Annotated in this window: 10 protein-coding genes; 4 read left to right on the top strand and 6 right to left on the bottom strand. The window is 44.5% G+C overall.

All coding sequences use genetic code 11. From position 1 onward, the window contains the following. Nucleotides 1–43 precede the first annotated feature (43 nt). The 3 genes from AC3CID_RS11025 to gap form a co-directional block, all read right to left on the bottom strand. The gene (locus AC3CID_RS11025; protein ID WP_237300039.1) at nt 44–2,080 is read right to left on the bottom strand and encodes a methyl-accepting chemotaxis protein; all 2,037 of its coding nucleotides are present in this window, start codon (nt 2,078–2,080) and stop codon (nt 44–46) included. A 342-nt stretch (nt 2,081–2,422) separates the two neighbouring features. Next, nucleotides 2,423–3,307: a D-hexose-6-phosphate mutarotase gene (locus AC3CID_RS11020; RefSeq protein WP_237300041.1), complete on the bottom strand. Its 885-nt coding sequence runs from the start codon at nt 3,305–3,307 to the stop codon at nt 2,423–2,425. 287 nt (nt 3,308–3,594) lie between these two features. Next, nucleotides 3,595–4,590: a type I glyceraldehyde-3-phosphate dehydrogenase gene (gap, locus tag AC3CID_RS11015; RefSeq protein ID WP_026012234.1), complete on the bottom strand. Its 996-nt coding sequence runs from the start codon at nt 4,588–4,590 to the stop codon at nt 3,595–3,597. Between the two features lie 319 nt (nt 4,591–4,909). Here gap and msrB point away from each other — a divergent pair, with 319 nt between their 5' ends. After that, nucleotides 4,910–5,347: a peptide-methionine (R)-S-oxide reductase MsrB gene (gene msrB / locus AC3CID_RS11010; RefSeq protein ID WP_017072517.1), complete on the top strand. Its 438-nt coding sequence runs from the start codon at nt 4,910–4,912 to the stop codon at nt 5,345–5,347. Between the two features lie 143 nt (nt 5,348–5,490). Here msrB and AC3CID_RS11005 read toward each other — a convergent pair whose 3' ends face one another. Next, the gene (locus AC3CID_RS11005; protein WP_029222678.1) at nt 5,491–6,297 is read right to left on the bottom strand and encodes a DUF2989 domain-containing protein; all 807 of its coding nucleotides are present in this window, start codon (nt 6,295–6,297) and stop codon (nt 5,491–5,493) included. A 113-nt stretch (nt 6,298–6,410) separates the two neighbouring features. On the opposite strand from AC3CID_RS11005, the gene AC3CID_RS11000 reads away from it, so the two are divergent. Beyond that, nucleotides 6,411–6,692: a YeaC family protein gene (locus tag AC3CID_RS11000; protein WP_017092496.1), complete on the top strand. Its 282-nt coding sequence runs from the start codon at nt 6,411–6,413 to the stop codon at nt 6,690–6,692. Nucleotides 6,693–6,893: 201 nt separating this feature from the next. On the opposite strand, the gene ansA is transcribed toward AC3CID_RS11000, so the two are convergent. Together ansA and sppA are read right to left on the bottom strand one after the other, a co-directional pair. Then, entirely contained in the window at nt 6,894–7,910 is a 1,017-nt protein-coding gene (ansA, locus tag AC3CID_RS10995; protein ID WP_004734091.1) for an asparaginase, read from the bottom strand. Between the two features lie 117 nt (nt 7,911–8,027). Beyond that, nucleotides 8,028–9,878, bottom strand: coding sequence for a signal peptide peptidase SppA (gene sppA / locus AC3CID_RS10990; RefSeq protein WP_108202234.1), 1,851 nt, complete (start codon nt 9,876–9,878; stop codon nt 8,028–8,030). A gap of 279 nt (nt 9,879–10,157) precedes the next feature. On the opposite strand from sppA, the gene AC3CID_RS10985 reads away from it, so the two are divergent. Together AC3CID_RS10985 and AC3CID_RS10980 are read left to right on the top strand one after the other, a co-directional pair. Then, nucleotides 10,158–12,167, top strand: a complete 2,010-nt coding sequence (locus AC3CID_RS10985) for an NADPH-dependent 2,4-dienoyl-CoA reductase (protein WP_162808230.1) — start codon at nt 10,158–10,160, stop codon at nt 12,165–12,167. 220 nt (nt 12,168–12,387) lie between these two features. Continuing rightward, the gene (locus AC3CID_RS10980) at nt 12,388–12,936 is read left to right on the top strand and encodes an NAD(P)H nitroreductase (RefSeq protein WP_114633836.1); all 549 of its coding nucleotides are present in this window, start codon (nt 12,388–12,390) and stop codon (nt 12,934–12,936) included. Nucleotides 12,937–12,999 lie beyond the last annotated feature (63 nt).

Genomic DNA, 12,999 nt, shown 5'->3' with positions numbered 1-12,999 from the left:
TTGGTTATGAGCAAGTCACTGATAGAAACCGTGAACTCGGCTTCTAGCTAAAAAAGTTAACTTGGTTCTTTAACGACTCAGCTTGTTTTTGAAGTTCATCAGCACTGTGAGAAGTCTTAGCGCTAGTTTCACGGCTCTGCTGGTTGAGGTCGCTGATCGCATGTGCGTTTGCGGCGATTTCTTGAGAAACCTGAGCTTGCTCTTCTGATGTCGCAGCGATGGTTTCAGCTTGAGAAGCAATAGATTCAACTTGAGAGGCAATCGACTCTAGAGCCGTACCGGCTTCTTGCGCTTTATCGAGTACTTGGTTGGCATTCGATTGGCTTTGTGTCATCAGGTTCACGGCATTGTTAGTTGAAGATTTCAACTTCTCGATGATGCTCACTACGTCTTGCACTGACGTTTGTGTACGATGAGCCAATGTTCTTACTTCGTCAGCGACAACGGCAAAACCACGACCCTGATCACCCGCACGCGCAGCCTCTATCGCAGCGTTCAACGCAAGTAAGTTGGTTTGTTCTGCGATGTCATCAATCATCTTGGTGACGGTTTGAATGCTTTCGCTATCAGAACTCACTTGCTCGATGGCCGATGCTGATTTGTCTAATTGATCATTCAGTTGGGCAACATCAATACACACACCTTCAACGACTTCTAAACCTTTCTGGCTGTCTTCATTTGCAAGGCGAACATTTTCAGCAATGCTGTTCACTTGCTGGGCTACAGATTCTGCAGAGGTGGCCATCTCTTCAATGGCCGTAACGACTTGCTCAACCTGTGCTTGCTGGCGATCAGATTGACTCAAGTTGTGGCTGGCATCTTGTGACACACTGCTCGAGCTATTCTGAACTTGATCACTGGTCGTACGTATCTCGCCCACGAGTGTATTCAATTGAGCAGCCATGTTCGCAACGCCAGTATTTAGGTTGCTGATCTCGTTTTTCGTCTGCTTGCCATTGTTTGGAATATGCAGGCTCACTTCGCCTTTTCCTAAACGTAGCATGTACTCGTTTAACGTCGTTAGTGGCGTCAGTGTACGGTTTAACACGAAGGTTAACGCGACGATGGTAGCGGCAGCAATCAAGGTGGCAATTATAGCGATGAGCTTCAACAGTTCATCACTGCCCTTGGTCACTTCCTTGATAAAAGTACCGCCAAGTAGTTTCCAATCCCAACCAGGAACTTTAGTGTAGACGAGATACTTTTCGCCTACAGTTCCTTGGTACTCAAAAGGGTAGAGAATCAAACCGGATTGCTGTTCAAAGATCTGATAGAAAGGTTTGTTGCCGTCGTAGTCAGCAACATCAACAATCGATTTACCACCGCCAACGTTAGTAGGGTGCAGTAAGTACTGGCCTTGATGATCTTTCTCGTTATCGACAATGATGGTGTATCCCGTATCTCCCCAAGAAACCGAGCGTAAAGATTCAAACAGGCTTTGAGTCGCGTCTTCTACTGGCAGACCAATGAAAGAGACACCGTTTACTTTGCCTTGAGCATTGGTCAAAGGCGCATAGTAGGTGATGTAACGTTGACCGAAGAGCTTAACTTGAGAGTAATAAGGCTGGCCATTTTTGAGCTTGCTATAGCCTGGATGATTTTTCCCTAGCGTGGTCGCAACGACTCGTTCGCCTGAAGGTTTTTTAAGAGAAGTTGAGACACGAATAAAGTCGTCGCCAAATGGGGCAAATAGGGTTGCTACGGCGCCGGTGTCGCGGGTAAAGCTATCGACGAGTTTGGTGTCATTGATTAGGCTCTCACCATACTGAGTCATGTTGGGAATTGAATGACCGTTGAACTCAACGTCATAACTTTCAACATAAACACCTGCTAGGTAACCGTTACGAAAAGTGGATTCTAAAACTTTAGCGGTATGCAGGTAAGCATCAAACTGACCAGAGATGGTTTTGGCCATCGCTTCTACTTTGGATTGGTGTTCTTTTAACGTGTTGTCTAATAATACCTGTGAGGCATTGCGGTACACGAGTGTTGCAATGGAGCCAAAGGCAATAAGCAAGCACAGCAAAATGACCAACTTAAGTTGGAAACCAACACTTTGATTTTTGTATTTCTCGAACATGAATTCACTATCCTGTCTTCATTGAGGTGTTGTTAAGTGGTTTTAAGGAAGTTTGTTATTGAGCTTTCTATCATAGGTACTTATTTATCGGCAGTGATTGATAATAATTAATGAATTAATGAATTAATGAATTAATGAATTAATGAATTAATGAATTAATGAATTGATGGTTATATTTATAAACTAGAGTGATGAGAGCCATGTGGCGTGGAGTTAAACGGAGAGGCGATGGACTACTGGCTTGTGTTAAGACGTTGATTACTGGACGGTACGTGTGAGGTTCGGGGCAATAAAAAATGCAGCGTTATGAGCTGCATTTTTTTAATTCGATTAGCTAGAAGCTTAGTTCGAAGAGATAACCGTAATAAGCTGGTGGCTCTCGCCAGGCTGCAGCGTTTTACCAGCTTCTAGGCTTGGTGCGTGTAGTGTTGATTCTACACACATCATGGTTAGGTAACCGTCATCTTGCATGTCGCCCATAGCTGCAGCGCCTTCTGCCCACGGGTTCCACAATACAGCAGAGTTATGACCGTGGTTCTCAACCGTTAGTGTGCGATCCAGATTTTTGTCAGCAACAAAGATTTGCGCTTCTGGTTGCGTGTAAACGCGGTCAATCGTGTCGGTTAGTACCAGTTCAGAACCACCTTGGCAGATCTTGCCACCTTGCAGGCTATCAATGTACTCAGCACCCATACCGGTTGTGGTTGTGTTGTGAATATCACCAACGTTTAGGTAAGTGTGCAGCGCGCCAGAGAAAGTCCATGGTTGTGAATCTGTGTTTTTCACATCCAAAGTTACTTTTAATTGGTCACCAATCTCAACATTTAAACGTGCATCGAACTGATGCGGCCATACTGCTAGAGTTTCTTCATTCGGCTTTAGGCCTAGGCTTACAATCACACCCGCTTCGCTTTCACGGTGCTCAACTAATTGCCATTCGCTTGAACGTGCAAAACCATGAGCAGGTGCAGCAATGCGACCAAACCAAGGCCAACATACTGGAATACCCCCACGTAAGGCTGTTTTTCCATCGAATTTAGCTTGTTGGCTCATCCAAATAAGGTCTTGTTGACCTTGTGGTTGGAATGACACCACATGGCCGCCAAACAATGAAATGGCTGCGTTTGCTTTATCGTGGATAACGCGAACCAATTTTACACCTTCGTGTTCAACGATAGTCACGTTGTCAGAAAGTACTGTCAGTGTAGGTAGAGTAGATAAATCCATTACATGATCCTTCTAAGGAAATTGAATTCAAATGCTGGCTAGAACAGTGCTTGTGATTTTGTGAGTGACAAGCAGAGCCAGTATTGGAATTAAATTTTGCGTTTTGACTTAAGTTTTAGGTTTAGGTTAAGTTTTAGTGTGTGACTAGCCAAGGCATTTTGGTGATCGGGGTCGAAGCCGCTTAAAAGATAGCAGGTATTAAAAAGGCGACACTAAGGTCGCCTTTTTCAAAGTCTGCTCAAAACAGTCTTCGCTAATGCTTATCTAAAGCTATTTCTAAAAAGAAATTACTTAGAGATGTGAGCGATTAGGTCTAGAACTTTGTTTGAGTAACCGATTTCGTTGTCGTACCAAGATACAACTTTAACGAATTTGTCAGTTAGAGCAACACCAGCTTTAGCATCGAATACTGAAGTTTGAACTTCACCGATGAAATCTTGTGATACTACTTGGTCTTCAGTGTAACCAAGAACGCCAGCCATTTCGCCTTCAGAAGCTTCTTTCATTGCAGCACAAATTTCTTCGTAAGATGCAGATGCTTTAAGGTTAACAGTTAGGTCAACTACAGATACGTTAGCAGTTGGTACGCGGAAAGCCATACCAGTTAGAAGGCCGTTTAGTTCTGGAAGAACAACGCCTACAGCTTTAGCAGCACCAGTTGAAGATGGGATGATGTTTTGAGAAGCACCACGGCCACCGCGCCAGTCTTTAGCAGAAGGGCCATCTACAGTTTTTTGAGTTGCTGTAGTAGCGTGAACTGTAGTCATAAGACCAGACTCAATGCCCCACTTATCGTTAAGTACTTTAGCGATAGGTGCAAGACAGTTAGTAGTACAAGAAGCGTTAGAAACGATGTCTTGACCAGCGTAAGATGCTTGGTTAACGCCCATTACGAACATTGGAGTTGCATCTTTAGAAGGACCAGTAAGAACTACTTTCTTAGCGCCAGCAGTGATGTGCTTACGTGCAGTCTCGTCAGTTAGGAAAAGACCAGTTGCTTCAGCAACTACGTCTACTTCGATAGCATCCCACTTAAGATCTTCTGGGTTACGCTCAGCTGTAACACGTACAGTTTTACCGTTAACGATTAGGTTACCGCCTTCAACTTCAACAGTACCGTTGAAACGGCCGTGAGTTGAGTCGTACTTAAGCATGTATGCCATGTACTCTACGTCGATTAGATCGTTAATACCTACTACTTCGATGTCTGCACGCTCTTGAGCTGCGCGGAATACGAAACGGCCGATACGGCCAAAACCGTTAATACCTACTTTGATAGTCATTGTAGTTGCTCCACAACTTAATTTCTGATTAAAGATAACTGGTAGTAAAATTACAGAATCCAGTATACATCTGCAATAGATAATCCGACTTAACTTGTTTAATGTCAAAAAAAAGCGACGCTTTTCTTAACAATTGGGCGTAAGTGGTTGAAAATTGACCATTGCAAGTGGCTCTGTACCCTTCCAGTTGGGTAAAATACCCCTAAATGATGATTCACTTATGAGTGTATATGTACAATGTTTCCTGGTGAGAAAGTATGTGCTACAAAACGACTGATATGCAAGCCTTTATAGAAAAAAGTAAATATAATAACTGAGAATGTGGAGAGATATTAACGTGGTTCAAAAGGGAGGAAATATGATAAAGCCTGATGAATACTGGCGTGAGCGCCTAACGGACGACGAATTTGCTGTGTGCCGTGAACGTGGTACTGAAGCCCCATATAGCGGTAAGTTACTGCACAACCATAACACTGGTGTCTATAGCTGCACATGCTGTGAAAGCCCTTTGTTTCTGTCGGATAACAAATATGACTCTGGGTGCGGTTGGCCAAGCTTTGATGCCCCAGTAAGTGATGAAGCGGTACGCTATATAGAGGATCTAAGTCACGGAATGAAGCGTGTGGAGATCCGTTGTACTGCATGTGATAGCCATTTAGGTCACGTTTTTCCTGATGGCCCGCAGACAACAGGTGAGCGATTCTGTGTTAATTCTGTGTCGTTAATTTTCAACAAAAATGACAAAAGTACGAAATAACTTGTAACTATTGTTTAATCCTTACAGGTCGTACTTGTCGATTAAGGACTATTGAACAGCCCAAGATTTCAGAATTAACTCTAGTACAAATAAAAACAGCTACCATGACGGTAGCTGTTTTTTTATGCATTAAGAAATCAAAACTAATAGTTCGGCACTATAGACGCGGTGTAAACGCCGTCTTCAATGGCTTCGACAATCTTTTCAGCATCATCATTGAATTGTTTGTATTGAGGTTTGTCGAAACGATACAGCACAGTGAGCTCAGCTTCAGAAGCAATGGGCACATCAAAGTCTTTGGCAACCATTGCCCACACGTACGCTTTTTCCATATGACCAAGGCTGTGGTTGATACTGGCCATCGACTTGAAGATTTCAGTGTTGACGACCGAACCATTTGAAAGCGTTAACGCATTATTGAGTAGCTTAAGCGTTTTTGCATGATCACGGGTGGTATAGAAGGTGGCTAAGGCATATTGCATTTCTGCCGTATTTAACGCTTCTTTCCCTTCTAGCTGTAGGAAACTGCGTCTGGCGTTGGTGTCCCCGGTTTGTGACCACAAGAAGTAAAGCGTTTCCGGTGTATTGGATTGTGATAGTTCATCTACAATACGCTCAGACTCTTCGATGCTGTGCATTAAAGAGGTAAAGCGACGCTCTTGCAGCTTAGATTGGTCAATCGTCTCGATCTGCGCCGCAAGCTCTAGGCACTTTTTGTACGCAGTGACTAACTTGAACTCTTTAATCTTATTGGCTTCGGAGGGTTGCTTCTGAACTTCAAATCGATGCCAGATGAGGTCGGTACGTGCGACGCGACATTGCCCATCGTTCATGTTCAATTCCTCACACTGCAGCCCCGGATTACTTTGACAGAGTTGATCGGTATTTTTATTTCCTTCAAGACACCCAACCAGAGTGAAAGGTAATAGGCTAATTGCCAACCGTTTCATCATTTTCATATTCCTTCACTTGTGATCGAATGCACTTATTATCGGTCAGGTTCTTGACTCAATTCTGTTACGGGTTATTTTCTGGTGAAAATTGTTAAAACTAAGGCTTTATCATGGATGCAGAACAACTTCTTAGCGCAATGACACCCGAGGTCTACGAACGTTTAACTTACGCCGTTGAGACGGGTAAATGGCCAGAAGGTACGGCGCTCTCTAAAGAACAACGCGACTCGTGTATGCAAGCAGTTATGTTATATCAATCTAAACATAACTCCGAAGCTCAACATATGACAGTTGCAGCTGGTGGTGATATTAGCTTTAAATCTAAGTCTGAGCTTAAGAAGCAATTTAAGTCAGACCAAGAAGATATTGTTAGGGTTAACCCGAATCATTAGGCTTAAATTACAACAAAGGGGTGGCACTGTGCCACCCCTTTAGCTGTTAAGCCGTTTATTTATAAGCAATAAAACGATTTAGTTCACGTTAAACGCCTGCGATACCCATGAAACGACTGGGTTAATGCGAAGGTTTTGGTTAAACGTATAGCTAAACCTAAACCTCTGAACCTATAGCTCTAAACCTATAGCTGAACAAGCTTATAAACTCATCTCACCGCGCAACACTTGTTGCATTTGATCCTTCACTTGTTCGTAGCTTAAGTTTTGGCTCAACAGGTAATGTAACTTCGCCAGTGCCGCTTCTGGTGTCATATCGTAACCACTGACAACTCCAGATTCTGCTAGTGCACAACCCGTCGCGTAACCACCCATATTGACTTTACCCGCCAAACACTGAGTTAGATTCACTACAATCACACCTCGTTCTGATGCATCTTTTAAGTGCTGAAGTAACTCTTGATTTTGTGGTGCGTTACCAACACCAAAAGTTAGCAAAATCATTGCGTTAACAGGCTGTAGTAGTGTGTTGCGAATCACCTCATGTGAGATGCCTGGATACATAGTGATTACGCCGATGGGTTGCGGAGTAATGTTATGAACCTTGAAAGCACCTTCAGGTTGCTCGTTTACCTTTACGTTATTGCTGATCTGGATATTGATACCCGCTTCTAGCAATGGGGTTAGGTTTGGAGAGGTAAACGCATTGAAGCCATCTGCATGTGATTTTGTGCTGCGGTTACCGCGCATCAACTTGTTGTTGAAGAACAGTGTCACTTCGTTGATCGGGTAGTTCGCTGCAATGTGCAGAGCATTCAGCAGGTTTGCTTGTCCATCTGAACGTAACTCTGCCAATGGGATCTGAGAGCCCGTAACAATCACAGGTTTGCCGAGGTTTTCCAGCATGAAAGACAGAGCAGAGGCGGTGTAAGCCATTGTGTCTGTACCGTGTAGGATAACGAAACCATCGTACTTATCGTAGTTCGCGCGAATATCATCAGCGATAGTCTGCCAATCAAGTGGCGTCATATCTGAAGAGTCCATCAATGGAGAGTATTCGTGAATGGTGTACTCAGGCATTTCTGGGCGATGGAATTCAGGCATGCCAGCTAGCTGCTTATCCATAAAACCTGCGACAGGGACATAGCCGTGGTCCAAAGACTTCTGCATGCCAATTGTGCCGCCGGTATACGCGATATAGATGTGTTTTCTTTCCATGGCGATTAATACTTAGTGTGATATAGGGAACAGGGGGGCGATTATAGCGAATTATCATGCAATAAAAAGAGGCGCCTCACACAGAGGCGCCTCTTGATAACAAAGCGTGAGCTTATCTTATTGAACTTGGCAGTTTAAGCAAAAAGCGTATCGGCCTTGTGGGTCGTTAAAGTTGCCTAACAGCTGGCTATCTTGAGCTAACTGCTGAGTAACAGGTTGTAAACTGCTTGGAATCATTGATTGAATATCAAAGCCTATCGACATCTGAACTTGATTCATAAATTCTTGAATAAATTGTTCTGTCGTTGAAAGTGGTTCTTCTACCCAGTAGATGTTGTAGGTTTCAAGCTCCGCAAGTGAAGCCGCTGCTGCAATCGCATCATCAAAATCACCAATTTCATCGACTAGACCTTTCTGGATTGCATCTTGGCCAGTCCATACTCGGCCTTGAGCGATCTTGTCGACAGCATCGACTTCTATGCCGCGATTCTCTCCAACTAGGCTAATGAATCGGCGGTAACCGTTTTCAATGCCCATTTGGAACGCATCTTTCGCGCCGTCGCTAAGCCCAGTCGTAATACCAAGACCAGAGAAAGGTGACGTACCAACGCCATCAGTGTAAACACCAATATCGTTCAACCCTTTTTCGAAAGTTGTGATAACACTAAAGATACCAATCGAACCAGTTAAGGTCGTTGGTTGAGCCAGGATTTTGTCCGCACCCATCGAGATCCAGTAACCACCCGAAGCGGCAAGGCTAGACATAGAGACAACAACCGGCTTGCCCGCTTGCTTGATCGCTTCAATTTCATTGCGAATCACTTCTGAAGCAAATGCGCTACCGCCTGGGCTGTCTACACGAAGTACAACGGCTTTTACTTTGTCGTCGTTGCGCGCTTGGCGAAGTAGTGCTGCTGTCGTATCTCCACCAACGGTGCCACGTGGCTGCTTACCATCCATAATTGCGCCGCTAGCAACAATCACAGCAACATCGTGCGATTCACTTGTTAGGTCTGGAAGCATGGTTGTACGGTACTCGTAGTACCCAAACGCGTTATAGCTGTCTTGACCATCACTGCCGAAAACGTCAGCAAGCTCTAGTCGTACTTGCTGGCGAGTCGCCAGTTCGTCAACTAAACCAAGCTTCTCTGCCAGTTTTGCGATATCGCCATCAACCGACTCAAGGTCTTTTAAGAAAGAGTCCATGCTTGGGTTCAGCGTTTTCGCGTCGATCTGACGGTTGTTGCTTACGTCATCAACGTACGCGCCCCATAATTGGCCTAACCAACGAGAAGCAGATTCTTTCGCTGCATCTGACATGTCGTCACGAATGAAAGGCTCGATAGCTGACTTATAGGTACCAACACGGAATACGTGCGTGTTGACGTCTAGCTTCTCTAATAACGTTTTGTAGTAAAGCGAATAGGCGCTGTAGCCTTTAAGTAGAACCCCACCATCTGGTGATAGGAAGACTTTAGTTGCGTAGCTGGCTAGGTAGTATTGGCTTTGGTTGTAAAAGTCACCCACCGCATAAATTGGTTTGCCAGTTGCTTTGAACTCGTTGAGTGCTTTAGCAATGTAGCGAAGCTTGGTCAGATTGGTTTCTGGCAGTTCTTTGAGTGCTAAAACGATACCCGTAACGTTGTCATCGTCTTTGGCGTAGCGAATCGTCTCAACAATATCAAACAGGACGTTCTCTTTTGGAAGGTCTTTGCCAAGCAGTGAACCCGTGACCGAATCCATCGGGTTGATATAGCGACTTTGCTCCACGATAGGACCAGACAGGTTAAGTACTAAAGCCGATTCCTGTGGAACGGTGGGCTGAGCTGTGTCTGAGTGGAAGTATACAAAGTAGATGATGGCGATACTGAGTAAAAAGAAGAGGTTAACGAGCGCAAGACGCACAAACGTGATGAGCTTCCAAATCCCTTTAAAGATCATACCTATAAATTTGAATATCTTTTTCATTATGTCTCCGCAGTGAGATCACGTGGCTTTAACAAGCAACAGTACTATTAATCTCAATAATATGAACTGCTTAGTATCCTACGATAATTCCCTAGCTCAAACTACACCAAGAATTGTTAATCGATATATATTCTCATTAAGTGTAGACAAATTAAGGGTTTCTGAACGATTAATACCTTCAGCATTATGATCGGTGTTACAAAAATGTAAACGGTTGTTTGAACTTTTGGTGATTGAGTTATATTGTGGTCAGACCACAAGGATATAATAATAGAAGTGATGTCTGCCATGTACCCACATTTACTCGAACCACTCGATCTTGGATTTACTCAGTTACGTAACCGTGTATTGATGGGATCAATGCACACGGGTTTAGAAGAAAATAAAGAAGGCCTCCACAAGCTTGCCGCATTTTATGAAGAGCGAGCAAAAGGAGGCGTTGGCCTTATTGTTACCGGTGGTTTCTCTCCTAATTTACGTGGCAGATTGACCCCATTTAGTGCTGAGTTCAGTAAAGTTAAGCACGCAAAAGCTCACCAAGTTGTTACCGAGGCCGTGCATAAGCATGGCGGTAAAATTGCCCTTCAGTTGCTGCATGCTGGCCGCTATGCAATGCACCCATTCGCGCAAAGTGCTTCGGGCATCAAAGCGCCAATCGCCAAGTTTGCACCGAGTGAAATGAGCCCTCGTCAAATTAAAAAGACCATAGGTGCTTTTGCCAACAGTGCAGAGCTAGCTCAGGTTGCTGGCTATGACGGCATTGAAATCATGGGCTCTGAAGGTTACTTGATTAACCAATTTATCTGTAAACGTACCAACATGCGTTATGACGAATGGGGCGGTTCTTATGAGAAGCGCATGCGTTTCCCATTAGAGATCGTTAAATCGATTCGCGAAGCGGTGGGTAAAGATTTCATCATTATTTTCCGCTTATCGATGCTGGATTTGGTTGAGCAAGGCAGCACGTTCGAAGATGTTGTACTTTTGGCTCAGAAGCTAGAAGAAGCGGGCGTGACCATTATCAATACTGGTATTGGTTGGCATGAAGCTCGTGTCCCGACTATTGCGACACAAGTTCCAAGAGGAGCATTCTCTTGGGTGACGGAAAAAGTTAAACCATACGTGTCGATCCCAGTGGTGACATGTAACCGTATCAACACGCCAGAAGAGGCCGAACGTATCCTCAGTTCAGGACAGGCCGACATGGTATCAATGGCTCGTCCATTCTTGGCAGACCCTGACTTTGTTAATAAAGCCGCTCAAGACCAAGCGCAGTTCATTAACACCTGTATCGGTTGTAACCAAGCTTGTCTTGATAATGTATTTAAGGGCAAAAGAGCGAGTTGCTTGGTGAACCCTCGCGCTTGTTACGAGACTGAAATTGTTGTTCAGCCTGCCGAAGCGACCAAAACTATTGCCGTGGTTGGCGCTGGGCCTGCTGGTTTAGCCTGCGCGACGACGTTGGCACAGCGTGGTCATAATGTTGATCTGATTGAGAAAAATGACCGTATCGGTGGGCAGTTTAGATTGGCAATGCAGATTCCGGGTAAAGAAGAGTTCAGAGAAACGATTCGTTACTTTGCTAATCAAATAGATGCATCAGGCGTGAACTTAAAACTGGATACTGAAGCGACGTTTGAGATGTTGTTGAAGTACGATGAAGTCGTGATGGCTGCCGGTGTTGAGCCAAGAAAGCTTAATATTGAAGGGATTGACCAAGAAAACGTAATCGATTATCAAACCTTGATTCGCGAAAAGACACCAGTAGGCGAAAAAGTCGCGATTGTTGGTGCCGGTGGTATTGGTATTGATGTGGCAACTATGCTGACAGAGCCGACTTCTCACAGCTTGGATGACTGGCTGCATGAGTGGGGCATTGATAAGAATATGGAACACCCTGGTGGACTTTATCCTTATCCTGATTCGTTCAGTGATAAAACGGTTTGGGTGATGCAGCGTAAAGTCGGGCGTGTCGGTAAAGGCCCAGGTAAAACTACAGGTTGGATTCATAAACGCACATTAGAAAAACGTGGTGTGAACTTACTTGGTGGCGTGAGCTACAACAAGATTGACGACCAAGGTCTGCACATCAGCGTTGGTAAGAAAGATCAGGTACTCGATGCCGATTCCGTTATCGTGTGTGCGGGTCAGGTTTCAGTTCGTCCATTCGAAGACATGTGGCAAGAGTTTGGTGGCAAGCTTCACGTGATCGGCGGTGCTGATTATGCCGGTGAGTTGGATGCGGTACGAGCTATCCGTCAAGGTGTTGAGCTAGCTATTAAACTGTAGAGCGGGTTATCAAGCCTTAGAACATCGTTAAATTTTCTCGCTAAACTAGCTTGAAGTGGAAAAATAAATAAGGCTCCTAAGTCATAGATTTAGGAGCCTTTATTGTTTCTAGTGTCGTTTCAAATATGGCTTCAAATGGACAGCTGTTGAGATTTATTATCGTTTGTGTTTTGTGCTACAGTTCAACTATACAAACAATAAAAATTAGTAAGGACTTCAAATGGATGCTTTGGATCTATTGCTCAACAGACGCTCAATCGCAAAACTCTCTGATCCAGCACCTGAAGGTGTAGCATTAGAAAACATCATTAAAGCGGGCTTGCGCGCTCCAGACCACGGCGCATTGACACCGTGGCGCTTTGTTATCGCACAAGGTTCTGGGCTACATAAGCTTTCCGATATTTTGGTTCGAGCAGCACAAGCGGACGAAAGCGAAGAAGCGGTGATTGAGAAAGTAAAGAAAGCGCCGTTTCGAGCACCTATGGTTATCACTGTCATCGCAAAAGTGACTGAACACGATAAAGTGCCTTCATTCGAACAACACCTTTCTGCAGGTTGCGCTGCACAAGCAATGCAAATGGCTGCAGTTGCTCAAGGTTTCCAAGGTTTTTGGCGCTCAGGTAAGTGGATGTTCCACCCTGAAGTTCACCAAGCTTTCGGCCTAGAAGGCGACGATGAAATCGTTGGTTTCCTATATTTGGGCACTCCGGGCTGTACGCCAATGAAAGTACCAGAGCGTGACTTCTCTAAGTTCGTCGAGTTCTTGTAAAGAAAGCCGAAGCTTGAATAGTGGAATGCTAACTGTATAAACAACCAGTTTTCCTTGATTTCT

It is taken from the genome of Vibrio sp. QJM3NY_21, assembly GCF_057785975.1.
The sequence above is the reverse complement of the archived record's forward strand: the minus strand, read 5'-3'. Positions and strand labels throughout refer to the sequence as shown.